We start from the raw sequence: 25,025 nt of genomic DNA, 5'->3' as shown, positions 1-25,025 counted from the left end.
AGTTTTGTTGTCATGCGCCTGGTCCAGCTCTCTCGTCATTCTCTTGCGTTCCCTTCTCCGGAAGGGGCGCTGCGTGAACCTAATGGTTTGCTGGCCCTCGGCGGCGATCTGAGCCCGTCGCGTTTATTAATGGCGTACCAGCGCGGGATTTTTCCGTGGTTTTCCCCCGGCGATCCGATCTTATGGTGGTCGCCCGATCCTCGTGCCGTCCTGTGGCCCGCGCGGTTTCATATCAGCCGCAGCATGAAGCGCTTTCATAACCATTCCCCCTATCGCGTCACCCTTAATCACGCCTTTGGTCAGGTGATCGAGGGGTGCGCCAGCGATCGCTTTGAAGGAACCTGGATCACCCCGGAGGTGAGCGCTGCCTATCACCGCCTGCATGAGCTGGGTTACGCCCACTCGATTGAGGTGTGGGATAAGGACGAACTGGTGGGCGGGATGTACGGCGTGGCGCAGGGCACCTTGTTTTGCGGTGAGTCAATGTTCAGCCGGGCGGTGAATGCTTCCAAAACCGCCCTGCTGGTTTTCTGCGAACGCTTTACCCGCAGCGGCGGCCAGCTGATAGATTGCCAGGTGCTGAATGAGCATACCGCCTCGCTGGGTGCGGTTGAGATCTCCCGCCATGAATATCTGGATCAGCTGGCAACGCTGCGAATGCAGAAATTACCGCAGAATTTCTGGGTCCCCGGGACGTTATTTATGCCCCAAAGATAAATGTTTTCCGCATATTTTTCCTCAAGGTGCTATAATTCTGCCGCAGAGTAGGTTCTGCCTGTTGCCCCGCCGCCGTTTGGGAATAGTTCGCATCCGATAACGCCCTATCGTTTATCCTGCCACCTCCCCTTTACGTATGCGCTTTTCGTACGGTTCATCCGTGACGTCCGGGTAATACGCTGAAACTGCTTTGTTGCGTTTTAAACGCGCAAATCTTTACTTAATTGATGAATTTCGGCATTATCTTGCCGGTTCAAAACTTGGTAGTGATACCCCAGAGGATTAGATGGCCAAAGAAGACAATATTGAAATGCAGGGTACCGTTCTTGAAACGTTGCCTAACACCATGTTTCGCGTAGAACTGGAAAACGGTCACGTTGTTACCGCGCATATCTCCGGTAAAATGCGTAAGAACTATATCCGTATTCTGACGGGCGACAAAGTGACTGTTGAGCTGACCCCGTACGACCTGAGCAAAGGCCGCATTGTCTTCCGTAGTCGCTAAGAGTTTTTCGCCGCGAATGGCGTAGTGAGAATAATCAAGGCCGGGTAATCCCGGCCTTTTTGTTTTCTGTTACGCAGCGTTAAAACCAGATTTCGGTCTGCACGCCAAAGTTCCATGTCCCGCCCGCAGTGAACCCTGCACTGCCAAAGTCGTCGTTGATGGCATAGCGATCCAGCTCTCTGTCCCAGTTCATATAAGTGGCAAAAAGACGGATTTCCGGACGCGCTTTGATATCAAACACGTTGCCCACTTTGAACGTCGGGGCAAAGGTCAGCTTGTAAAAATCCCCTTTTACCGCCTGGTACTGGTTCATGTTACCGTCCGACCTGTAGGTGCGCCCGTTAGGATCCAGATCCATATACTGCCAGGATGCCTCATACAGCAGGGCAAAATGCGGAGTCAATGCCTGTGAGGCGCGAAGGTTAAAGGTCGCCCAGTCATAGCGGTCGCCGTCACGATAACGATCTTCGCTGTGCTGGGCGATCACCGACGGCGCAATTTCCCAGTTTTTCGCCACCGGCAAAATGCCGTAAGAGGCAAAGCGCAGAGAGGTGGCATTGTCCGTCAGATCGCCGTCGCTGCCCGGCTGACGCGCTTCGGCCCCCAGCCCGCCGCCAAATTGTAATGCGGTTTCCGATACTCCCTTCGTCAGGCCATAAAACTGCTGTTTATCATGATAAGCCAGCATCGCGTAGTAGCCGTTTTGCGCAGTGTTGTCGCTGCGCAGGGCATAGCTTCCGGTCGAGGAGGTATTGTCCTTAAGATCGTCATTGCCCTGGGCCGTCATCCCGGTCAGCATCAGCTGCCAGTTACCGTAGAAGTGGTTGGCGGTGAGCATCAGGTTCTGGATGTCGTTGTCTTCATAGTGCGAGCTGCCAAGATCGCCGAAATTGCGCCCATACAGGGAGTAGTCGCCTTTCAGGTTATTGGTCCACTGCACGTCGTAGATCCCGGCCCCGGTGCCGCCGAGGAACATGATGTCGCTGTCGGTAAAGTGAATATCAAAGTTATCGCGATCGAAACGTTTCCCGGCCCACAGATAAGCATTTTTCGCCGGGCCGGAAAACTCGGCGAAGTTGCCCATCTCGACGTACATCTGGCGCACGTTGATATGGTGGCTGTCGTTATCCTGCACCCAGGGATCGGGGTTGGTGGCGCCATCGGCAATCATGGTTTTGAAGTGCGCCCAGGAACCGTCATCGAAGGTCATGCGCTTGCCGAAGCTGAGCTCGATGTAGTTATCCTCTTCGTTACCCAGACGCCCGACGTGCGCGTCGCCATTCAGGGAACTGGCCGGTGAGACACCCGGACCGCCGCGCGCACCTTTGCCGTGGTTATTGATCAACAACCCTGAGCGAGCATAAGCATTAAATTCAAACCCGTCGCTGAGCGCGTTTTGCTTCTGCTTCTGGCTGACGGTCTCCACTTTCTTTTCGGTGGCCTGAGATTGCTGGCTCAGGGTGGCTAATTTTGCCTCCGCCTGCGAGGCGCGCCGTTCTGCCTCGGTAGTTCGTTGTTCCGCTGCGTTCAGCCGCTGCTCCAGCAGAGCCAGGCGTTGTTCCACGCTTTGCGCGTCGGCAAACACATATGAGGGCGAAAAAAGGGCGCAGCAAACCGCTGCGCTAATCACAGAGATACGCATAGATGTCCTGTTATCAGAAAGAGGTCAGATTAAATAGCGGCGGATTTTTTGAGTTCTGGTTGGTCGTCCGATGCGAAGATTCCGGCATCGAGATCGGCGCGGATCGCCCCGAAGCTGTCGTCGAGCCGGTAGAAGCGCCCGATCCAGATCATCGACGCCACGATTAACCCGGCGGGGATCCACAGGTAACAGGCCTGGATGGCCAGCAGGGCTGACGGGGTTTGCACCGCGTTTGCCACGTAACCGCCCGAGGAGAGCAGAAAACCGGTGATCGCCCCGGCCCCGGCCATTGCTACCTTACCGAGGAAACCGTTTATGGAGGTCAGAATACCTGCGGTATTAATCCCGGTTTTCCACACCCCGTAATCCACCGGATCGGCCTGCATCGAGAAGTAGATTGCGGTGCGCTGCCCCGCGCCAAGCGACAGAACAATTGCCCCGATGACCAGCCCCCAGTAGTTGACGCCGGCGACCATCATGATCCCCATGCCGGCAAGGTTAACCGTGCTGGCGACCAGGTAAACATGGCGTTTTTTCATTAAGCCCGCGAGGAACGGCACCGTCAGCGTCCCGAGCAGCGGCACAAAGGAGGAGATCCCGGCCACCAGGGCGGTCAGCTCGCTGCTGCCCACGTAATAGTGGAAGAAATAGACCAGCGCCCCCGTCTGGAAGAAGAAGGCCCCCCACATCAGGAAAATATTCAGTGCGAACACCTTCCACGGCGTGTTGGATTTCAGGCCGGTCCAGGCCCGTTTTAAGGTCATGCGCTCCTGAGTGATGCTGATTTTCTCCTCCACGTTGCGGAAGCTGATCAGCAGGAAGAAGGTGGCGATCACGCCGAACACCACCGCGGTATAGAGAAACCCCTGCGCCTGATTGCCCTGCCCTAACGCCCCCACCAGCGGCAGCGTGGCGACCGCCACAATGGTGGAGCCCAGCGAGCCGAGAAGAATGCGCACTGCGGATAAGGTGGTGCGCTCCTGGGAATCCGCCGTCAGGAACGGCAGCATCGCGCAGAAGGGAATATTGACGATGGTGTAGAGGAACGAGAGGCACAGGTAGGTGATAAAGGCATACACCAGCTTCCCGGTGGTGCCAAAATCGGGCACGTAAAACGCCAGTATACACATCAGACCGAAAGGTATCGCGCCAAACAGCAACCACGGACGGCATCGTCCCCAGCGGGTGGTCGTGTTGTCGATCATCAGTCCCATTAACACGTCCGCCACGCCGTCCACCAGCCGCGTGACCAGGAACATAATCCCCACCCAGTAGGCCGGGAGGTTCATCACATCGGTATAAAAGAACATCAGGTACAGCGAGATTAACTGCCAGACCAGGTTACAGGAGAGATCGGCAATCCCGTAACCTAACCGTTGCCGCCATAGGGTAAAGAAGGTTTTAGCCATTTTGTTCACTTTATTGTTGTGTTATCAGAGGCCGAACTGGCGGATAAACCAGGCCGGGGTACAGCTCCAGGCATGGCAGTAACTGTTGATGAGCTTACTGCCATACGGGGAGAAGTCAGGTCTTTGCGGATCAAATAGTTCCCAGAAGGTGTCCGCCCCGTCATCCACCATCGCTCCCCAGTAGGCTTTGATCTCGACCACGGCACGCTCGCGCAAGCCGCATTTCAGCAGCGCGGCGATAAAGTGGTGGCGCAGATAGGGAGTATTCATGCCGATGGACGGCGGCGACTGAAGTAAATTCGTCATGACCTGTTGCTGGTGTTCCGCATCGCCCACGTCGGCCAACACCAGCCAGATTTGCGAGGCGGCGCTGATCTGGCGCGCTGAGCCGCTGACGTAAAAGCCGCTCGCTTCATCCCAGAGCTGATGCGCGGCACGTTTTACCAGAACCCGCTTTTCGTTCAGGAATGCAATCTGTTCAGGAGCGCAGACTTCCGCCAGCCGCACGGCTTTGTCGATGCAGTAGATCAGCACGCCCTGGGAGGCCGCCTGCTTGTTGAGTTGATCGTGCCAGTCGATAAATGACCACCAGTCATCGCTGTCTGTGACCAGGCCAGCTTCACACCGCGCTAACGCCAGCTCGACCTGTCGGAAGGCAATCGGCCACAGCTCGCGAGCGGTGGTCCTGTCCCCGGTCGACTTCAGATAGTTGTGCAGCGTATCGACAAAAAAGAGCGAATAATCAAACAGGAAAGTGTCATCCGCCATCACCTCGGGGCGGACAAAGATATTGGCTGAGACCATTCCATCCTCCCGACGATGACCGGCGAACAGGTACAGACAGCGGCGCACCAGATCGTGATTCGCAAAGGTGACGTCATTCACCAGCGCCTGCAGCCGGAGGTCACCCAGCCATAACCGGCGATCCCGCTTCGGCCCGTCCTCAAACACCTCCTGCATGCAGTTGCGCAGGGTTCGGACCGCCACTTCATCAATCTTTCGCAGCTGCGGGTCGGTGGCGTTGCAGGGTGGATATTCGTCCGGCGCGGAACTGACGCTATTTAGCGTGATTTGCTTAAAGCGCAGCTGATATTTTGGCGAGAGCGCCACAACCCGTACCTTCAGATAACGAAAACAGTAGCGGCGAGCGAGGGTAATATCCGCAGGCAGGACGTCAATATACTCATGATGTTGTTGCAACCAACTGCTGCTTAACCATCCCTGATAATCGCTGAAAGGCTCTGCCATTTCGCACAACGTTTCGCCAAAAATAAACTCCAGATGAGCGGGGGCATCCGGCGGGCTGCCTGCGGCTTTGCAGCTAAAATTTAACCAGCCAACGCCGTGGGTGCCAAAGTCCAGAATAAATGAATCTCCCGGGGAGAAAGGTTGCTTGAGCCAGGCGCTGGCATCGGCCACCTTTTCCGCACGCCAGCCGTGCAGGGCGTGACTGTCGGGAACAGTATTGATCACGCTGACGGGAGAAATCGCCTGCGAATAGAGTGTTGGCATCAATGCGCTGGCGGTGGCCAGGAGATGCTCGTCGCGATACATGGTGAGATTGTGATGTTGCTGAAGTGCCTGAGACATACTGCGCCCTCTGTAAGATTTCAGGCAGAATAGAGCTGATGGGGAGTTGAGAGCCACTCTCAGATTGCCAACCCCCGACGCAGGTTGGCAGTGTCAGTGAGGTCGGCCTGAGGATGTTCACATTTTGAAAAACAGGGCTTCTTAAGCCGGGGTAAATCAATTATCGTGCTCGCAGCTTTTCACATTGCAGGATAATTTATGAACACCTTAACCGTTGCGCATTATTTCAAATCCACAGACGATAAACTCGCCCTTTATAAAAGCGACCCGGAAGATAACAGCTGCGAACATTGTCATGAATTTGATGAACTGGTTATTGTTGAGCAAGGTCATGGCCTGCACATTATTAACGGACGCCCTCTCTATATTCAGCAAGGGGATATTTTTTACGTCCAGCGTGGCGACCACCATTTTTATGATGAGCTGGGTACACTCAAGCTGATTAATATCCTGATAAATCCTGTGGCTGAATTTGTTTTTTTACAGCACACCGGCTCCCTGCTGCAACGCTTCTCGGTCCGGGATGCCAGCTGCTACACCTGGCTGGCACCGGAGATCCGCATGCAATGCAATTCCCTGATCGATAAAATATTCAGCGCCCAGCCGCTGCAGGTTGAACAACGGGAGTCGCTCTTTTTCCAACTGGTGAATACGTTGCTGCAGGCGCAGTCTGACGTGAACCACAACAATACCCGCTATAAGTTGCATAAGCTGCTCAATCATCTGCAGGAAAACTGTTTTGAAGAATAAGACTGGAACGATCTGGCTAAGCAGTTTCATTTAACCCCGCGCACGGCATTCCGCCATATTAAAGCCGCGACGGGCATGACGCCGGAAAATTATATTAAACACCTGCGGCTGGTCTCCGCCCGGGTTAAAGTCCGCGAAACCGATATGACTATTACCGAGATCGCCTTCCTGTGCGGTTTCGCCAACAGCAGCCATTTCAGTACCCTGTATAAAAAGGTCTTTTCAATTACCCCTAGCGAAGAGCGCAAACGGGCTGAAATGGCCGGTTAATGCGCCCGGATTCGCCAGGCGCAGGTGACGACTCAGTGAACATGCACCACGGTCAGATCGGCCAGCATCGCATGGCTGATCTCGTGCAGCAGACCGGTCAAATGCGGAAGCATATCGCGGTCAAAATGCGACACCAGCAGCACATGGTTTAACGCCCGGCAGTAATCGCACTGGGCTTCGGTGCTGTCCAGCAGCCACCCCTGTTTGTGTGCTGGCGGTATCTCATCCTCATCCAGCACGCGGAAATCGGTCATCGATTTTTCCAGCTCACTCCTGAATGCGTCCAGGTATGCAGCAAGACAGCGGCAGACGGGCTGCGTTTGCGGCAGCGAATTGCAATCGACCAGGATTTCGGTGAGCAGGTTGCAGCGCGCGGCAAGGGTGGAGAGATCGGGAGTGCTGAGTTCGAGTTCGCTATAAAGGTGAGCAATAGTTTGATTTTCCATATTCACAATTCCATATTAACACTGAAAAACTACCACCTGAAACGCCAACTTCGGGTGGCAGACTGAACCGGATTGGCGTACCGACAATATGGAAAATCGGCGCTTCAAAAGAAGCCCCGGTTCAGCCCACCATAATTGAAGAAGCCCATTATAATCGCTACTTACAAAAGTGTGAACGAAACCTGTGGTGCTGCCTTGGCAACATCATTTCCATATCTATGAGTCCAGGACGCCAATCCTGGCACCTGATTTTGCAGGTGCATCGCCATTTTATTACTGGGATTTTATCCAGCAATACCCTCGTTTAAATTCTGGATAACGCCTCGCAAAATTTTCATCTCCCCTACAGCAACACAAAAGTCAGAGGCAAACTTGCCACTCACAGCGGCACCCAGGTCCGGCTGAAAATCGCTGAGGCGTTGACCGCAGGCCGGGGCGAGGCGCATGGACGCGCCGAGAGGGCATAGCCTGCATGGATGCAGGCTGGTGCCCGACCCGAAAGCCGAAGGGAATAAGCCGAAGGGACCGCGAAGCGGCGATTTTCTTTGCCGGGAGCCGGGGTTGCCAGGGGGGAGGCGGCGAGCCCCCCTGGCACGTTCACGGGTGACGTGGTTTACAGAGAAGCAGCAAACGCAAGGTGAACGGAACCCCCACAGCCGCCACATGTTACCACCGTGCATTGCCCGGCGGCGCTGCGCTTGCACGGGCCTACAAAATGCACAATATAAAAGCCATAAAAAAACCGGGCTTTCGCCCGGTTTTTATCGTCACTCAACAAAACTAGTGAGCCGCTTCCGGCTTATGCTTCGCCGCACTCTGGAAGTCATACGTCAGCTCGTTCTTCGCCTGATCCAGCGCCACGGTGACCTGACCCCCATCCACCAGCGAACCAAACAGCAGTTCGTTAGCCAACGGTTTTTTCAGGTTGTCCTGGATGACACGCGCCATTGGACGCGCACCCATCGCACGGTCGTAGCCTTTCTCAGCCAGCCAGTCGCGGGCTTCCTGACTCACTTCCAGGGAAACCCCTTTCTGATCCAGCTGGACCTGCAGCTCGACGATGAACTTATCCACCACCTGATGAATCACCTCGGTAGACAGGTGATCGAACCAGATAATGTTGTCCAGACGGTTACGGAACTCCGGCGTAAAGACCTTCTTGATCTCTTCCATCGCATCGGTGCTGTTATCCTGGTGGATCAGGCCGATGGATTTACGCTCGGTCTCACGCACCCCGGCGTTGGTGGTCATCACCATCACCACGTTGCGGAAGTCCGCCTTGCGCCCGTTGTTGTCGGTCAGCGTCCCGTTATCCATTACCTGCAGCAGCAGGTTAAAGACGTCCGGATGCGCTTTCTCGATCTCATCGAGCAGAAGAACCGCGTGCGGATGCTTGATCACCGCGTCGGTGAGCAGGCCGCCCTGATCAAAGCCCACATAGCCCGGAGGCGCACCGATCAGTCGGCTGACGGTGTGACGCTCCATATACTCGGACATATCAAAGCGCAGCAGCTCAATACCCAGCGCTTTGGAGAGCTGAACCGTCACCTCGGTTTTCCCCACCCCGGTCGGGCCGGCGAACAGGAAGGAACCGACAGGCTTGTGCTCATGCCCCAGCCCGGCGCGGGCCATCTTGATGGCTTCGGTTAAGGCCTCAATGGCTTTATCCTGACCAAAGACCAGCATTTTCAGGCGATCGCCGAGGTTTTTCAGCGTATCGCGGTCGCTCTGAGAAACGCTCTTCTCAGGGATACGCGCGATGCGGGCCACCACGGATTCGATATCCGCCACGTTGACCGTTTTCTTGCGCTTGCTGACCGGCATCAGACGCGCACGCGCGCCCGCTTCGTCGATCACGTCAATCGCTTTATCCGGCAGATGACGGTCGTTGATGTATTTCACCGCCAGCTCCACCGCCGCACGCACCGCTTTGGCGGTATAACGCACGTCGTGGTGCGCCTCGTACTTCGGTTTCAGGCCGTTGATGATCTGCACCGTTTCTTCAACCGACGGTTCAGTAATGTCGATTTTCTGGAAGCGACGCGCCAGGGCGCGGTCTTTTTCGAAAATATTGCTGAATTCCTGGTAGGTGGTCGAGCCAATCACCCGGATTTTGCCGCTGGAGAGCAGCGGTTTAATCAGGTTGGCAGCATCCACCTGGCCACCCGATGCCGCACCGGCACCAATGATGGTATGGATCTCGTCGATAAACAGGATGCTGTTAGTATCCTGCTCCAGCTGTTTCAGCAGCGCTTTGAAACGTTTTTCAAAATCACCGCGGTATTTGGTCCCCGCCAGCAGGGAACCGATATCCAGCGAGTAGATGGTGCAATCGGCGATCACTTCCGGGACGTCGCCCTGCACAATGCGCCAGGCCAGCCCTTCGGCGATGGCGGTTTTACCGACGCCCGATTCCCCCACCAGCAGCGGGTTGTTCTTGCGGCGGCGGCACAGTACCTGAATCGCCCGTTCCAGCTCTTTTTCGCGGCCAATCAGCGGGTCAATACCGCCGACGCGGGCAAGCTGGTTAAGATTGGTGGTGAAGTTTTCCATACGTTCCTCCCCGCCTGCCTGCTCTTCGCTGTTGACCTGATGGCCGGAATCCGATGCCTGATTCGGCTCGTCTTTTCGCGTTCCGTGAGAGATGAAGTTCACCACATCAAGGCGGCTGACTTCGTGTTTGCGCAGCAGATAGGCGGCTTGCGACTCCTGCTCGCTGAAGATGGCAACCAGCACGTTGGCACCGGTGACTTCGCTACGTCCGGAGGACTGGACGTGAAATACCGCACGCTGGAGTACACGCTGGAAGCTGAGCGTCGGCTGCGTGTCGCGCTCCTCTTCACTGACGGGCAGTACAGGTGTGGTCTGTTCGATGAAGGCTTCAAGTTCCTGACGCAGCGCCACCAGGTCCACGGAGCAGGCTTCAAGCGCTTCGCGGGCGGATGGATTGCTGAGCAGTGCGAGCAGCAGGTGCTCGACCGTCATAAACTCATGTCGGTGCTCACGCGCTCTGGCGAAAGCCATGTTTAAACTGAGTTCCAGTTCTTGATTGAGCATAGGCACCTCCCCCAATTTTCATTGCCTTATTCAGGCTTTTTCCAGCGTACACAGCAACGGATGCTCGTTCTCCCTTGCATACTGGTTCACCATCGCCACCTTCGTCTCTGCGACTTCTGCAGTAAAAACACCGCAGATGGCTTTGCCATGATAGTGAACGGTAAGCATCAGTTGCGTTGCACGTTCTACATCATAAGAAAAGAACTTTTGTAGCACGTCAATAACAAATTCCATCGGCGTGTAGTCATCGTTCATTAACATAACTTTATACATAGATGGCGGTTTTAGCGCGTCGCGCACTTTATCTTCCGCCAGCTTGTCGAAATCGAGCCAGTCGTTCGTCTTACCCATTGTCTGTCGTCATCTTCGTTTACGGTCTCCGGTCGCGGTTCTGATGCTGACAGGAGGCTATACATAACCTGAATCTACCTCAGATGTCAGATAACTCACATCTATTATTGCCATCCGCGATGTCTGTCACAATACCCACCAATAGCGTTAACTGCTTCAAATTTTGACGCATTTTCCCCCTCCCATCCCCGGCAAATGCTTGACGCTGCCTTTGGTTTATCTAAATTGTACAGGCGTGAGTTGGCGAGGTTTTGAACAGCCCCCACTCCAGCACCGGTTCATTACATCTAACTCAATAAGATTTACGAAGGATGTCGAAGCATGGAAACGGGTACAGTTAAGTGGTTCAACAACGCCAAAGGGTTTGGTTTTATCTGCCCTGAAGGCGGCGGCGAAGACATCTTCGCGCATTACTCCACCATTCAGATGGATGGTTACAGAACGCTGAAGGCCGGACAAGCCGTCCGGTTCGATGTACACCTCGGGCCAAAAGGCAATCATGCCAGCGTTATTGTGCCCATCGAAGCAGAAGTGGTGGCATAGCCCTCTGTTTCATTGTGTACACCCCGCACTCAAAATGCCAGCCCGATGCGCTGGCATTTTTATTTGTGGGCTTCCGTGCGGTCTGGTGCCCGGCGGCGCTGCGCTTGCGCGGGCCTACGAATATTTGTAGGCCACCAGGCTCTACGAACTTTTGTAGGCCGGGTAAGGCGTAGCCGCCACCCGGCAACAGGCTCACTCCCGGGCTAGCGCATCCACCGGATCCAGCCGCGCCGCATTTCTTGCCGGCAGCCAGCCAAACAGCACCCCGGTAAAGGTAGAACAAAGAAAGGCCGTTAACAGCGCCATCGGTGAAAAACCAATTTCCCAGCCGGGTAAAAACAGCTGCAGCGTGAAGGCAATTAACAGGGAGAGCGAAATCCCCAGCGCGCCGCCTACCAGACAGACCAGCACCGCCTCAATTAAAAACTGCTGCAGCACATCGCTGGCCCGGGCGCCGACCGCCATGCGGATGCCGATTTCGCGCGTGCGCTCCGTCACCGACACCAGCATGATATTCATCACCCCAATTCCCCCGACCAGCAGAGAGATAATCGCCACCAGCGTGAGGAAGAGCTGAAGAGTACGTGTGGTCTTTTCCGCCGTTTTCAAGAGCCCGTCCATGTTCCAGGTGAAGAAATCCTTCTTCCCGTGGCGCAGGGTCAGCAGGCGCTCGAGCTGTTGTTCCGCCTGGGCGCTGTCGTAGCCCTCTTTCACCCGGACGGTGATCGAGTTCAGCCATGACTGTCCCATAATGCGTCCGGAGATGGTGGTATACGGCAGCCAGACGCGCAAAATCTTGCTGCTGCCAAACATCGACTGCTTCTCCTCCGCCACGCCGATCACCGTTGCAGGCATATTGCCCACCAGGATAATTTCGCCCACCACTTTCGCTTTATTGGGGAACAGCTGACGCCGGGAGTTGGCATCCAGCACCACCACCTGCGCCCGGCCCGCCAGCTGTTCCGCATTGAAGGTGCCCCCTTCGCTGAAGGTCATACCGTAGACGTTAAAGTAATCGCCGCTGACGCCGTTAGCGCTGGCGGCCACGTCGATGTTGGCGTAACGCAGACGCAGGTTCTGCGACACCGCCGGGGTGGCGGAGTTGACCCAGGGCTGCTTCTGGATAGCGGCCAGATCGTCATATTTCAGCGCCTGCTGATACTGCGGCTCATCGTCGCCAAAGTCTTTGCCGGGATAGACGTCGATGGTGTTGGTGCCGATGGAGCGTATGTCCGACAGCACCAGCTGTTTGGCGGCATCCCCCACTACCACAATCGATACCACCGAGGCGATACCGATAATGATCCCGAGCATGGTCAACAGGGTACGCATCTTGTTGGCGGCCATCGCCAGCCAGGCCATGGTCAGCGCTTCACGGAAACTGCTGGCAAACTGCCGCCAGCCGGACGGCGGCGGTAGCGCCACCTCCTGACGCCGGGTGGCGTTAAGGCCGGGCGGTGGATTGCTGACCAGCTCGCCGTCGTGGATCTCCACGATCCGCCCGGCCTGCGCGGCCACCTGCGGATCGTGGGTGACGATGATCACCGTATGCCCCTGATCCCGCAGCTGGTGCAGGATCGCCATGACCTCTTCCCCGGAGTGGCTGTCCAGCGCCCCGGTCGGTTCATCGGCAAGGATCACCTGCCCGCCGTTCATCAGCGCCCGGGCGATACTCACCCGCTGCTGCTGTCCCCCGGAGAGCTGCGAAGGCTGGTAATCGACCCGCTCCCCCAGCCCCAGCCGGGTAAGCAGCGCCTGCGCCCGCTCAAGCCGTTTTTTGCGCTCCACGCCGGCATAGACCGCCGGCACTTCGACGTTTTGCGCCGCGCTCAGGTGCGAGAGCAGGTGGTAACGCTGGAAGATAAAGCCGAAATGTTCCCGCCGCAGTTTGGCCAGCGCGTCGCTGTCGAGGGTGGCGACATCGGTCCCGGCCACCCGGTAGGTGCCGCTGGTGGGTTTATCCAGACAGCCAAGAATATTCATCAGGGTGGATTTACCGGAGCCCGAGGCCCCGACAATCGCTACCATCTCCCCGGCCTCGACCCGCAGGGTGATGCCTTTCAGCACCTCCACCGGCCCGTCGCCGGAGGGGTAGCTCCGGCGGATATCATTCAGCTCCAGCAGGGCCGTCATTTGGCCGCCCCAGGCTGGCTCTCGCTGATGACCACCTCTTCACCCTCTTCCAGCCCTTTCACCACCACCACGTCGGTGTCGTTGCGCGAGCCGAGGCTCACCTCACGCTCGCGCGTCTCGCCGCTACGCAGCACCTTCACGTTGTAGCGGTTGTCGCCTACGGGTTCACCCAGCGCCGCCAGCGGAATGGTCAGCACGTTTTTAACCCCGGCCAGCTGGATATGCACCTGAGCGGTCATGTCCAGACGCAGCACCCCCTGCGGATTAGGCACTTCAAAGCGGGCGTGATAGAAGATGGCGTCGTTGACCTTTTCCGGGGTCGGGAGAATGTCTTTCAGCACCCCTTCGTAGCGGGTTTGCGGATCTCCCAGCACGGTAAACCAGGCTTTTTGCCCTGGTTTAAGGTGAATGACATCCGCCTCGGAGACCTGGGCTTTCACCAGCATGGTGCCCATATCCGCCAGGGTCAGGATGTTCGGCGCCTGCTGGGCGGCAATCACCGTCTGCCCCTGCAGGGTGGTGATTTGCGTCACTTCCCCGGCCATCGGGGCGACAATACGGGTGTAATCAAGGTTGGTTTTGGCGCTGTCCAGTGAGGCCTGGTTGCGTTTGATCTGCGCATCGATGGTGCCAATCTGCGCCTGCTTGACCGCCAGCTCCGTAACCGAGGTATCCAGATCCTGCTGCGAGATCGCCTGGGTCGTAGCCAGCTGCCGCTGACGGTTCAGGGTCACCTGGGCCAGCTTACGCTCCGCTTCAGCCTGGCTGCGCTGGGCGCGCAGCTCCATCAGGGTCGCCTCCACCTCTTTAATCTGGTTTTCGGCCTGCTCCGGATCGATGACCCCCAGCAGCTGCCCTTTTTTTACTTTGTCGCCAATCTCCACCGACAGCGTTTTCAGCTGCCCGCTGACCTGCGCGCCCACGTCCACCTTGCGCAGCGCGTCCAGCTTGCCGGTGGCGAGCACGCTTTGCTGCAGCTCGCCCGGACGGACAATCAGCGTTTGATAGTGCGGCACCGGGGCGTTAAGCACCCGCCACAGCCAGAATCCAGCCACCAGTACAATCAGCACCAGCAGCAGAAACAGCTTCCTGCGTTTTCCCTTAAAGTTCATAAATATTCCAAATAGCTATTCTGGCTTACATAACTGTTGATTCTAACTAAACCGTTCCTCAACGAAACCCCTGCTTTCCAGGATGGTTGAAAATCGTTGAGGAGAGGTTGATAAAACCCCTGTTGAAATAAAGATCTGGCAACAAGACCGGAATTTATTATGTCATCCATCGCAGAGTCATCTTATACACACCAGCCACACCCCAAATCGGGCTGGCAACTGTTTCAACGTCTGGCATCCGGGACATTAACCCCCGGCCTTGCCTGGCGCAACCCGGCCTACCGCCGCAAGTTTATGCTGCGATCGCTGATGACGCCATTCAGCACCGCCCGCCTGCTGACTAACCTTGCAAAACAGCCGCAGTTACTGCAGCTGTTGCAGGTTCAGCCTGGGCTTCCCTGCCGCCTGCACCGCCCGTGGCTGTCCGTTGCCATCAACCGTCAGCAAACCCTGCAGGCGCTGAACTGGCACTATCAGACGATGCAGCGCCAGCTTCCGGCCGCGCTGATGAACGGCTATCTCTCCCGGGAAGGTGTGACGTTGCTGACCCTGACCGGCAAAGACGAGCAGCAGTTTACCCTGCGCCTGTGCGCCGATGCTTTTCTGGATAAAGAGGGCGAAGCCACGCTGGCGTTTTGCGACGCACAGCAGACGGTGCTGGCAGAGATGACCTTTACGCTGTGTCAGATTAACGGCACCGCGACGCTGTTTATCGGCGGGATGCAGGGGGCAAAAGCCTTTGTGCCGCACGAGGCGATCCAGAGCGCCACCAAAGCCTGTCACGGCCTGTTCCCGAAACGCCTGCTGGTGGAAGCCGCCATGACGCTGGGCAACGCCCTTGCCGTGGAGCAGATCGTTGCCGTCAGCAACAGCACCCATATTTACCGCAGCTGGCGCTATCGCAAGAAAAAAGAGGGCAAACTGCTGGCCGATTACGATAGCTTCTGGCTGTCGCTCGGTGGAGAGCGCGACGACGAGGGCAACTTCAGGCTGCCGCTCGCCATGCCGCGCAAACCGATGGAAGAGATTGCCAGCAAAAAGCGCGCCGAGTACCGCCGCCGCTTTGCCCTGCTGGACAGCCTGATCGATCAGGTCAACCAGGCAACCCGCCGTTAATCAGCTCTCCCGCGCGCCAGCCACAGCACGCGGGAGAACATTTTCCGCAACAGGGTTGGCACTGCCTCAACCCCGCGCCGCCCGGCCTCCATCGCCACTTCAATCGCCAGATCGGGTTTCGACGAACGGTGAATGGCCTTCACGATCACCCGCCGCATGTTCATCGGAACATCGTCGGGGATCATCGCCACCCGGTGAAAGACGTCCGAGAAGCCCTGGCGGTACATGAAGTGCTCCATGTCCATAGCGGGGAGCATCGTCAGGTGCTCCCGCTCCTCTTCCCGGTCGTTATTGATCAGCCCGCGCACGGTAGCGGCATATTTCTTACCCGCTTCGTCGCCGTCCACCAGCACGTGCCACTCGATGCCCATCCGCCGGGCAAATTTGATCAGGGGTTTTAAGCCCGACTGGGCAAACTCAATCACCTTGATCCCCTCGGCATCGAAGTGGTGGCCGCACTGGCGGGCAAGCTCGTTAATCACCCAGGTTTCCGTCTCCCCTTCCACCAGCAGCCAGCAGCGGGCGAACAGGGAGGAGGCGCGATTAAAGCGAATATGGAAGGCGATCCGCCGGTTGTCTTCGGCGTTCATCCCCCCGGGTCCCAGGCGGAAGGCGGAGACGCGCGACGATTCGCGTACCAGGCGACAGACGTGCTCGACCGGGGTTAACGACAGCAGCTCGCCGGAGTTGGTGGTGGTGATGCGCTGCAACGGCAGCAGGTTCAGCAGGTGCCACGCCACCGAGAGCATAATGGGGTGCAGGCGCGTTTCGGGATCTTCTACCAGCAGCAGCGGGCGGGCATCCCGGTCCAGCCGGACGGTGCCTTTGGCCTGCAATAGCGTCGAGAAGAGTCCCAGCAGGATCACCCGGTGCGAACGGCCGCCAGGCCTGTCAATCATCCGGTTGATGATATCGAGATAGCGCCAGCTACGCTGTTCGTCATGGGAGCGCCGCCGCATCAGCCGGTTGCGGACCGGCGAAGATCCCTGCTCGGAGAAGTAGTGCTCCAGCAGCTGCACCATCGCCGACAGCCCCTGACGGATCTGGCCATCGGTTAAATTTTGCGGGCGGGCCACCAGCTCCCGGGCCAGATAATCCAGCTCGCGAGCGGTCACTTCCACGTCGGGCATATTGGGCACTGCGCCGTTGCGGATCCGGCGCATAAAGCGGGCGTCCCGCAGGCGCAGCACCGGCATCAGACGCACCAGATGGCGCGCGAGCGCGTCGATATCCGCCAGCGGCAGAGCATTACCGTCGGTATCGAGAAAACCACGTAGGGTCAGCACGCTGTCGTCGTCCGCCAGCTCGCCCTCCAGACGGTAAAAAATGCGCTGATAGCCGTCCTCACAGGGCACCCAGCAGTCGGCAAGGGGGCGATAGCGACGGACGCGATGACGGCCCGGCTCGGATTCACGGAAGGTGAGAATGATATGCAGATGGTGTTCGCGCCCCAGCAGATCCCCGGGCGGGAACCAGAAGTCTTCCCGGACAAAATGGTACAGATCCGATTCCGGAGAGAGCAGCAGCGTCAGGGCATCCAGCAGGCTGGATTTACCCCAGGCGTTTTCCCCGATCAGCACGTTATTGTGCTCAAGCATCAACGACAATCTGTTGATGCCGCGAAACCCTACAATTTCCACACGTTCCAGCAACATATACCCTCCGGGAAATTCCTGGTTTTTCCTTTAAGTTATCCGGAGTATAGCTTTCTGGGTGCGCTGAGAATACGGGCAAACAAAAATGGGGGAGCATGCTCCCCCATTAAGACATTAGCGGTAATTAGCCGCGATGAAACAGAGAGTTGAAGATGCTGGAGATGGTATTCACGCCGGTTTCGATGATCATACCGATACCACGACCCAGGGTTTGAGCGGCTTCGCTTGGCTGCGTACCCACATCCACACCGATCAGGCCCAGACCCGTATCAACTACTTTACCAATACCCAGACCCAGCGCAGCGGCCGCATCTGCAATAAAACCGGCACCGGATACGTTTTCAATTTCCTGTTGGTTTAATTCACGCATTGCACAATCCTTATTTCAATGTTGTTTATGTCTACAGTTAAAATTCCCGTCGGTCATCAGTACGAATGTTGACCCGGTCATTTCAGGGGCGGATGCTAATTACCGATATAATTAATGTCAACGCATCAGATTTTATTCAGAAAAGAGCCCGGATAACCAATCACTGGACCAATATAAATAGCGTTATAACGGTTGACCTATTGAAATAAGGAATCACCTGTCATTGCTCTAAATCAAATTTTATAGATTTATTCTACTGGTGAAGGGCGTCATGCATTTCTAAAATAACAGCGCTTTTTATGTCGCGATTATTTTGTAGCGATAAGTACTGCGTACCGGATAGTCGCAGTTTTTTTATTTTTGAGGTGGATATGTTCAGAAAATTAGCAGCTGAATGTTTTGGTACATTCTGGTTAGTCTTTGGTGGTTGCGGCAGTGCGGTTCTGGCGGCAGGTTTCCCGGAATTAGGGATTGGTTTTGTCGGTGTTTCTCTGGCCTTCGGCTTAACGGTATTAACCATGGCGTATGCCGTAGGGCATATTTCCGGCGGGCATTTTAACCCGGCGGTGACATTAGGCCTGTGGGCGGGCGGCCGTTTTCCGGCGAAAGATATTCTCGGCTATATAATTGCCCAGGTGATTGGCGGGATTATTGCTGCCGCTATTCTGTATGTTATTGCCAGCGGTAAAGCCGGCTTTGACGCCGCGGCCAGCGGTTTTGCTTCGAACGGATTTGGCGAACACTCCCCGGGCAGCTTCTCCATGCTGTCTGCCATCGTAATTGAAATCGTGCTGACGGCCGGTTTCCTGCTGGTGATCCACGGCGCCACTGACAAACACGCTCCCGCCGGTTTTGCGCCGATTGCGATTGGTCTGGCGCTGACCCTGATCCACCTGATCAGTATTCCGGTTACCAACACCTCGGTTAACCCGGCGCGCAGCACCGCGGTCGCTATCTTCCAGGGCGGCTGGGCGCTGGAGCAGCTGTGGCTGTTCTGGGTGATGCCGATTGTCGGCGGTATTCTTGGCGGCGTGCTGTACCGCACCCTGCTGGAAAAACGCGATTAAGATTGTACGCGTTGCGGTGCCGGGTGGCGGCTTCGCCTTACCCGGCCTACGAAATGCCAAACCGTAGGCCGGGCAAGCGAAGCGCCGCCCGGCACTGTTTTCACCTTTACTGAACCGCCTTAATTGGGTAGTGTCACAGCGCCACTCATATAAAGGACCGGTTGTTCATGTTTTCAGGACTCTTAATCATTCTGATCCCGCTGATTGTGGGTTATCTCATTCCTCTTCGTCAGCTGTCAGCCTTAAAACTGATCAACCGTTTACTGAGCTGGATTGTCTACGTCATTCTGTTTTTTATGGGCATCAGTCTCGCCTTTCTCGATAATCTGGCGGCCAACCTGCTGTCGATCCTGCATTACTCCATCATTACGATGGCGGTTATTTTGCTGTGCAATATCGCAGCGCTGTTCTGGCTGGAACGGGTTATTCCCTGGAAAAACCACCATCATCAGGAAAAATTACCGTCGCGTATTGCCATGGCGCTGGAGTCATTAAAATTATGCGGCGTGGTGGTGCTCGGTTTTCTGCTGGGGCTGACGGGGCTCGACTTTTTACAGCACGCCACCGAAGCCAGTGAATATACCCTGATCTTCCTGCTGTTCCTGATTGGTATTCAGCTGCGAAATAACGGCATGACCTTAAAACAGATCGTGCTCAACCGCCGGGGTATGATGGTCGCCGTCATCGTGGTGGGCAGTTCTCTGGTGGGCGGGGTGATTAACGCCTTTATCCTTGGCCTGCCGCTTAATACCGCCCTGGCAATGGCCTCCGGTTTTGGCTGGTACTCCCTGTCCGGCATTTTGTTAACCGAATCCTTTGGCCCGGTGATTGGCAGCGCCGCCTTCTTTAACGACCTTGGCCGGGAGCTGATCGCCATTATGCTGATCCCGGGTCTGGTGCGTCGCAGCCGCTCTACGGCGCTGGGCCTGTGCGGCGCCACCTCGATGGACTTTACCCTGCCGGTTCTGCAACGCTCGGGCGGTCTGGAGATGGTGCCGGCCGCCATCGTACACGGCTTTATTTTAAGCCTGCTGGTGCCGATTATGATGGCGTTCTTCTCCGCCTGATACTTCTTTGGCGGTAGCCTGCTGCCGCCAAAATTGCGCTAAATCAATATCCCTCTACTTTGTAGCAGAAAGCCCTTCCCAGCGTATCGCCGCAAGCATAATCTTAAAGATGTATCTCAAATATAACTTTAACAGGTGTGATTATGTTTTGTGTGCAATGTGAACAAACTATCCGTACCCCAGCCGGCAACGGCTGCTCTTACGCACAGGGCATGTGCGGTAAAACCGCAGAAACCTCCGATCTGCAGGATCTGCTGATTGCCTCCCTGCAGGGTTTATCCGCCTGGGCAGTAAAAGCCCGGGAATATGGCATTATCGACCACTACGTGGATAACTTCGCCCCGCGCGCGTTTTTCTCTACCCTGACCAACGTCAACTTCGATTCGCCACGCATTGTGGGCTACGCCCGTGAAGCTATTGCCCTGCGTGACGCCCTGAAAGCCCAGTCCCTGAACGTTGATGCCAGTGCCCGCGTCGATAATCCCATGGCCGATCTGCAGCTGGTGAGCGACGATCTCGGCGACCTGCAGCGTCAGGCGGCTGAATTTACCCCGAACAAAGACAAAGCGGCGATTGGCGAGAATATCCTCGGCCTGCGTCTGCTGTGCCTGTACGGCCTGAAAGGTGCGGCGGCCTATATGGAACACGCGCACGTTCTGGACCAGTACGACAACGACATCTACGCCCAGTACCATAAAATCATGGCGTGGCTGGGGACCTGGCCTTCCGATATGAACGCCCTGCTGGAGTGTTCCATGGAAATCGGCCAGATGAACTTCAAAGTGATGAGCATTCTGGACGCCGGTGAAACCACTAAATATGGTCACCCGACCCCAACCCAGGTCAACGTTAAAGCGACCGAAGGCAAGTGCATCCTGATCTCCGGTCACGACCTGAAAGATCTCTACAACCTGCTGGAGCAGACCGACGGCACCGGGGTGAACGTTTACACCCACGGCGAGATGCTGCCTGCCCACGGCTACCCGGAGCTGCGCAAATTCAAACATCTGATCGGGAACTACGGCAGCGGCTGGCAGAACCAGCAGGTGGAGTTCGCCCGCTTCCCTGGCCCGATCGTGATGACCTCTAACTGCATCATCGACCCAACCGTAGGTGCCTACGACGATCGTATCTGGACCCGCAGCATCGTCGGCTGGCCGGGCGTGAGCCACCTCGAAGGTGATGATTTTGGCCCGGTGATTGCCCAGGCACAGCAGATGGCGGGCTTCCCGTACAGCGAAATCCCTCATTTGATCACCGTTGGTTTTGGCCGTCAGACCTTGCTGGGCGCGGCGGATTCCCTGATTGATCTGGTGAGCCGCGAAAAACTGCGTCACATCTTCCTGGTCGGCGGTTGCGACGGCGCACGTGGGGAACGTAACTACTTCACCGACTTCGCCACCAGCGTGCCGGACGACTGCCTGATCCTGACCCTGGCCTGCGGTAAATACCGTTTCAACAAGCTGGAGTTCGGTGATATTGAAGGCCTGCCGCGTCTGATCGATGCCGGTCAGTGTAACGATGCCTACTCGGCGATCATCCTGGCGGTAACCCTGGCAGAAAAACTGGGCTGTGGCGTGAACGACCTGCCGCTGTCGCTGGTGCTCTCCTGGTTCGAACAGAAAGCGATTGTGATCCTGCTGACCCTGCTGTCGCTGGGCGTGAAAAACATCGTCACCGGCCCGACCGCACCCGGCTTCTTTACGCCGGATCTGCTGGCCGTCCTCAACGAGAAGTTTGGTCTGCGTTCCGTGACCACCGTTGAAGAAGACATGAAGCAACTGCTGAGCGCGTAAGGAGTAAGTATGACAATGCCAACCCATCAGTGCCCATGGCGGATGCAGGTTCATCACATCCATCAGGAAACGCCGGATGTCTGGACGATATCGCTGCTGTGCCACGACTATTATCCATACCGTGCCGGACAGTATGCGCTGGTCAGCGTGCGTAATTCAGCGGAAACGCTGCGGGCGTACACGATCTCCTCAACGCCGGGTATCAGCGAGTACATCACGCTGACCATCCGCCGCATTGATGCGGGGGCAGGCTCTCAGTGGTTGACGCACGATGTGAAGCGCGGGGATTACATCTGGCTGTCGGACGCGCAGGGTGATTTTACCTGTGACGATAAGCCGGAAGATAAATTCCTGCTGCTGGCTGCCGGATGCGGCGTGACGCCGGTGATGTCGATGCGTCGCTGGCTGGCGAAGAACCGCCCGCAGGCCGACGTGGAGGTGATCTTCAGCGTGCGCTCGCCGCAGGATGTGATTTTCGCGGACGAATGGCGTAACTACCCGGTCACACTGGTGGCCGAAACCAACGCCACCGAGGGTTTTGTGGTCGGTCGTCTGACCCGCGAGCTGCTGCAGCGCGTGCCGGATCTCGCCTCACGCACCGTGATGACCTGCGGTCCGGCGCCGTATATGGACATTGTTGAAGAAGAGGTGAAAGCCCTGGGCGTGACCCGCTTCTTTAAAGAGCAGTTCTTTACCCCGGTCGCGGAAGCCGCCACCAGCGGACTGAAGTTCACCAAACTGCAGCCGGCACAGACCTTCTTTGGCCGCGTGGGCAGCACGCTGCTGGAGGCGCTGGAGAGCAATAACGTGCCGGTGGTGGCCGCCTGCCGTGCAGGCGTCTGCGGCTGCTGTAAAACGAAGGTGGTGGACGGGAACTATACCGTCTCCAGCACCATGACGCTGACGGATGCCGAAGTGGCGGAAGGCTACGTGCTGGCCTGCTCCTGTCATCCGCAGGGGGATTTGGTGCTGGCCTGATGAAAAGCCCGGTGTCGCATAGCGATCCGGGCCTACAAAGTCCATGCTCTAATGCCCGGTGGCGCTACGCTTACCGGGCCTACGAAAACCGTAGGCCGGGCAAACGCAGTGCCGCCCGGCGTTACTTCCAGACCGGATCGCTTACCACCGCGTACCGCCCCGCCCCTAAAAATGCCACGGCCAGCGCGCCAACGAAGAAGTAGACCAAACTCTCAATCGCCCACGCCCCCACCGCATCCAGCGCGAAGGTTTTACCGGTGCCCACCATCAGCCACGCCACGACCATAGTAAAGGCCAGTACCAGCGCCGCCGGACGGGTAAGAATACCGAGGATAATCAAGATCGGCGCCACCACTTCGCCAATCAGAACCCCATAGGCGATAAAGCCCGGCAGTCCTTTTGCCACCAGCATGCCTGCAATCCCCCCCACCCCGTCGAAAGCCTTATGCAGGCCATGAAACAGCATCAACCCCCCCACCGCCAGGCGCAGCAGCAGTCTGCCAAAATCTTCATGCGTTAGCGTTTTATTAACAGCCATTAACAATGATTTAACCATTTGAATTCACTCCGCTTTTTATGGGATACGCCACCACAATATGACGAAATGTTGCGCATTGAAAGCAACTATTAATCAGGGGGATTAAACAGGCATGGCGGTCAGTTTCATCTAAGCTTGAAAGCGTTATCACATTCAGGAGACGGACTACCATGAAACAAACCGTGGCGAACTACATTGCGAAAATGCTGGAACAGGCCGGAGTGAAGCGAATCTGGGGTGTCACCGGGGATTCCCTCAACGGCCTGAGCGACAGCCTGAACCGGATGGGCACCATCGAGTGGATGCCCACCCGTCATGAAGAGGTCGCCGCGTTCGCCGCCGGGGCCGAGGCCCAGCTCACCGGGGAGCTGGCGGTGTGCGCCGGTTCCTGCGGGCCGGGCAACCTGCACCTGATCAACGGCCTGTTTGATTGTCATCGTAACAACGTCCCGGTGCTGGCCATCGCGGCGCATATTCCGTCGAGTGAAATCGGCAGCGGCTATTTTCAGGAGACGCATCCCCAGGAGCTGTTCCGTGAATGCAGCCACTACTGTGAGCTGGTCTCCTCACCCGAGCAGATCCCGCAGGTGCTGGCCCTGGCCCTGCGCAACGCTATCTTAAAGCGTGGCGTCTCGGTAATTGTGCTGCCCGGCGACGTGGCGCTACAGGCGGCACCGGAAAGCGCCAGCAACCACTGGTATCCGGCCCCCCTGCCGGTGGTGACGCCCGCCCATGCCGAACTGAAAAAGCTGGCGCAGCTGCTGCGCTACTCCAGCAATATCGCCCTGATGTGCGGCAGCGGCTGCGCCGGGGCCCACGACGAGCTGGTGGAATTTGCCGGCATGCTCAAGGCACCGATTGTTCACGCCCTGCGCGGCAAAGAGCACGTAGAGTACGATAACCCCTTTGATGTAGGGATGACCGGGCTGATCGGCTTCTCGTCCGGGTTCCACACCATGATGAACGCCGATACCCTGGTGCTGCTCGGCACCCGCTTCCCCTATCGCGCCTTCTACCCTACCGATGCAAAAATCATTCAGATCGACATCAACCCGGCCAGCATCGGGGCCCACAGCAAGGTGGATATGGCGCTGGTGGGCGATATCAAGGCCACGCTTACCGCGCTGATGCCGCTGCTGGAGGAGAAAACCGATCGTAAATTCCTCGATAAAGCCCTCAGCGACTACCGTGATGCCCGCAAAGGGCTGGACGACCTGGCGAAGCCCAGCGACAAGGCGCTCCACCCGCAGTATCTGGCGCAGCAGATCAGCCATTACGCTGACGAAGATGCCATCTTTACCTGCGACGTGGGCACCCCGACCGTGTGGGCGGCGCGCTACCTGAAAATGAACGGCAAGCGCCGTCTGATTGGCTCGTTTAACCACGGCTCGATGGCTAACGCCATGCCGCAGGCGCTGGGGGCCAAAGCCACCGCGCCGGAGCGGCAGGTGGTGGCGATGTGCGGCGACGGCGGCTTCAGCATGCTGATGGGCGATTTTCTCTCGGTGGCGCAGATGAAGCTGCCGATCAAAATCATCGTCTTTAACAACAGCGTGCTGGGCTTTGTGGCGATGGAGATGAAGGCCGGGGGCTATCTCACCGACGGCACCGAGCTGCACGACACCAACTTCGCCGCTATCGCCGAAGCCTGCGGTATCACCGGCATCCGTGTGGAGAAAGCCTCCGAGGTGGACGATGCCCTACAGCGCGCCTTCGCCACCGAAGGCCCGGTGCTGGTGGACGTGGTGGTCGCCAAAGACGAACTGGCGATCCCGCCGCAGATCAAACTTGAGCAGGCGAAGGGCTTTAGCCTGTATATGCTGCGCGCCATCATCAGCGGCCGCGGTGACGAAGTTCTGGAGCTAGCCAAAACCAACTGGCTCAGGTAAAACAATCGGCATCGCCTTTAAAAT

At 57.0% G+C, this 25,025-nt stretch carries 20 protein-coding genes and 2 pseudogenes; 11 read left to right on the top strand and 11 right to left on the bottom strand.

The window, feature by feature from the left end:
• The first annotated feature begins 12 nt into the window (after positions 1-12).
• The 3 genes and pseudogenes from aat to infA all read left to right on the top strand — a co-directional run bounded on the left by aat (position 13) and on the right by infA (position 1,222).
• Positions 13-717: a leucyl/phenylalanyl-tRNA--protein transferase gene (gene aat, locus GNG27_RS07930; RefSeq protein ID WP_156263328.1), complete on the top strand. Its 705-nt coding sequence runs from the start codon at positions 13-15 to the stop codon at positions 715-717.
• A 173-nt stretch (positions 718-890) separates the two neighbouring features.
• A pseudogene (locus GNG27_RS07925) lies at positions 891-1,076 on the top strand (hypothetical protein); the annotation flags it as partial.
• Positions 1,004-1,222, top strand: a complete 219-nt coding sequence (infA, locus tag GNG27_RS07920) for a translation initiation factor IF-1 (protein ID WP_001040187.1) — start codon at positions 1,004-1,006, stop codon at positions 1,220-1,222. The pseudogene GNG27_RS07925 and the gene infA, both read left to right, overlap by 73 nt.
• Positions 1,223-1,301: 79 nt before the next feature.
• Here infA and GNG27_RS07915 read toward each other — a convergent pair whose 3' ends face one another.
• Genes GNG27_RS07915 through GNG27_RS07905 form a run of 3 tightly spaced genes read right to left on the bottom strand, consistent with a single transcriptional unit; the run spans position 1,302 to position 5,863 of the window.
• Positions 1,302-2,864: a carbohydrate porin gene (locus GNG27_RS07915; RefSeq protein WP_142488898.1), complete on the bottom strand. Its 1,563-nt coding sequence runs from the start codon at positions 2,862-2,864 to the stop codon at positions 1,302-1,304.
• A 29-nt stretch (positions 2,865-2,893) separates the two neighbouring features.
• The gene (locus GNG27_RS07910) at positions 2,894-4,273 is read right to left on the bottom strand and encodes a glycoside-pentoside-hexuronide (GPH):cation symporter (RefSeq protein ID WP_156263327.1); all 1,380 of its coding nucleotides are present in this window, start codon (positions 4,271-4,273) and stop codon (positions 2,894-2,896) included.
• Between the two features lie 24 nt (positions 4,274-4,297).
• A complete protein-coding gene (locus GNG27_RS07905; protein WP_142488896.1) occupies positions 4,298-5,863 on the bottom strand; it encodes a family 78 glycoside hydrolase catalytic domain in 1,566 nt (521 codons plus the stop codon).
• A 198-nt stretch (positions 5,864-6,061) separates the two neighbouring features.
• Here GNG27_RS07905 and GNG27_RS07900 point away from each other — a divergent pair.
• Positions 6,062-6,883 (top strand): annotated as a pseudogene (locus tag GNG27_RS07900) (helix-turn-helix domain-containing protein).
• A gap of 32 nt (positions 6,884-6,915) precedes the next feature.
• Here the strand turns inward: GNG27_RS07900 and GNG27_RS07895 are convergent.
• The 3 genes from GNG27_RS07895 to clpS all read right to left on the bottom strand — a co-directional run bounded on the left by GNG27_RS07895 (position 6,916) and on the right by clpS (position 10,737).
• Positions 6,916-7,329: a hypothetical protein gene (locus GNG27_RS07895; protein WP_142488894.1), complete on the bottom strand. Its 414-nt coding sequence runs from the start codon at positions 7,327-7,329 to the stop codon at positions 6,916-6,918.
• A gap of 780 nt (positions 7,330-8,109) precedes the next feature.
• Complete coding sequence (gene clpA / locus GNG27_RS07890) at positions 8,110-10,386, bottom strand: ATP-dependent Clp protease ATP-binding subunit ClpA (RefSeq protein WP_032617326.1); 2,277 nt, start codon at positions 10,384-10,386, stop codon at positions 8,110-8,112.
• 30 nt (positions 10,387-10,416) lie between these two features.
• Positions 10,417-10,737, bottom strand: coding sequence for an ATP-dependent Clp protease adapter ClpS (gene clpS / locus GNG27_RS07885; protein WP_032617325.1), 321 nt, complete (start codon positions 10,735-10,737; stop codon positions 10,417-10,419).
• A gap of 321 nt (positions 10,738-11,058) precedes the next feature.
• Between clpS and cspD the strand changes: the two genes are divergently transcribed.
• Positions 11,059-11,280, top strand: coding sequence for a cold shock-like protein CspD (gene cspD / locus GNG27_RS07880; protein WP_032617324.1), 222 nt, complete (start codon positions 11,059-11,061; stop codon positions 11,278-11,280).
• Positions 11,281-11,472: 192 nt separating this feature from the next.
• Here cspD and macB read toward each other — a convergent pair whose 3' ends face one another.
• Together macB and macA are read right to left on the bottom strand one after the other, a co-directional pair.
• The gene (macB, locus tag GNG27_RS07875; RefSeq protein ID WP_142488893.1) at positions 11,473-13,413 is read right to left on the bottom strand and encodes a macrolide ABC transporter ATP-binding protein/permease MacB; all 1,941 of its coding nucleotides are present in this window, start codon (positions 13,411-13,413) and stop codon (positions 11,473-11,475) included.
• Positions 13,410-14,525 (bottom strand): macrolide transporter subunit MacA, encoded by a 1,116-nt coding sequence (gene macA, locus GNG27_RS07870; RefSeq protein ID WP_156263326.1) that lies wholly within the window; start codon positions 14,523-14,525, stop codon positions 13,410-13,412. Before macA ends, macB begins: the two co-directional genes overlap by 4 nt.
• Positions 14,526-14,684: 159 nt before the next feature.
• Here macA and GNG27_RS07865 point away from each other — a divergent pair, with 159 nt between their 5' ends.
• Positions 14,685-15,641, top strand: a complete 957-nt coding sequence (locus tag GNG27_RS07865) for a VirK/YbjX family protein (protein WP_156263325.1) — start codon at positions 14,685-14,687, stop codon at positions 15,639-15,641.
• Here the strand turns inward: GNG27_RS07865 and GNG27_RS07860 are convergent.
• Both GNG27_RS07860 and GNG27_RS07855 read right to left on the bottom strand, forming a co-directional pair.
• On the bottom strand, positions 15,638-17,296 hold the full coding sequence (locus GNG27_RS07860; protein ID WP_142488890.1) for an ATP-dependent endonuclease: 1,659 nt from the start codon (positions 17,294-17,296) through the stop codon (positions 15,638-15,640). The two genes, GNG27_RS07865 and GNG27_RS07860, sit on opposite strands and share 4 nt — an antisense overlap.
• A 124-nt stretch (positions 17,297-17,420) precedes the next feature.
• A complete protein-coding gene (locus tag GNG27_RS07855; RefSeq protein ID WP_156263324.1) occupies positions 17,421-17,666 on the bottom strand; it encodes a hypothetical protein in 246 nt (81 codons plus the stop codon).
• 371 nt (positions 17,667-18,037) lie between these two features.
• On the opposite strand from GNG27_RS07855, the gene aqpZ reads away from it, so the two are divergent.
• The 4 genes from aqpZ (at position 18,038) to hcr (ending at position 22,574) form a co-directional block, all read left to right on the top strand.
• Positions 18,038-18,733: an aquaporin Z gene (gene aqpZ, locus GNG27_RS07850; RefSeq protein WP_156263323.1), complete on the top strand. Its 696-nt coding sequence runs from the start codon at positions 18,038-18,040 to the stop codon at positions 18,731-18,733.
• 167 nt (positions 18,734-18,900) lie between these two features.
• Positions 18,901-19,800 (top strand): lysine exporter LysO family protein, encoded by a 900-nt coding sequence (locus GNG27_RS07845; RefSeq protein WP_156263322.1) that lies wholly within the window; start codon positions 18,901-18,903, stop codon positions 19,798-19,800.
• A 143-nt stretch (positions 19,801-19,943) separates the two neighbouring features.
• Entirely contained in the window at positions 19,944-21,596 is a 1,653-nt protein-coding gene (gene hcp, locus GNG27_RS07840) for a hydroxylamine reductase (protein ID WP_156263321.1), read from the top strand.
• Positions 21,597-21,605: 9 nt separating this feature from the next.
• A complete protein-coding gene (gene hcr, locus GNG27_RS07835) occupies positions 21,606-22,574 on the top strand; it encodes an NADH oxidoreductase (RefSeq protein ID WP_142488885.1) in 969 nt (322 codons plus the stop codon).
• A 121-nt stretch (positions 22,575-22,695) separates the two neighbouring features.
• Here the strand turns inward: hcr and GNG27_RS07830 are convergent, their stop codons facing one another.
• Positions 22,696-23,130 (bottom strand): DoxX family protein, encoded by a 435-nt coding sequence (locus GNG27_RS07830; protein ID WP_156263320.1) that lies wholly within the window; start codon positions 23,128-23,130, stop codon positions 22,696-22,698.
• Positions 23,131-23,282: 152 nt separating this feature from the next.
• Here GNG27_RS07830 and poxB point away from each other — a divergent pair, with 152 nt between their 5' ends.
• Positions 23,283-25,001, top strand: coding sequence for a ubiquinone-dependent pyruvate dehydrogenase (poxB, locus tag GNG27_RS07825; RefSeq protein ID WP_142488883.1), 1,719 nt, complete (start codon positions 23,283-23,285; stop codon positions 24,999-25,001).
• Positions 25,002-25,025 lie beyond the last annotated feature (24 nt).

Source organism: Leclercia sp. 119287 (genome assembly GCF_009734485.1).
Classification (GTDB): domain Bacteria; phylum Pseudomonadota; class Gammaproteobacteria; order Enterobacterales; family Enterobacteriaceae; genus Enterobacter; species Enterobacter adecarboxylatus_C.
This window is presented reverse-complemented; position numbering and strand designations above follow the sequence as displayed.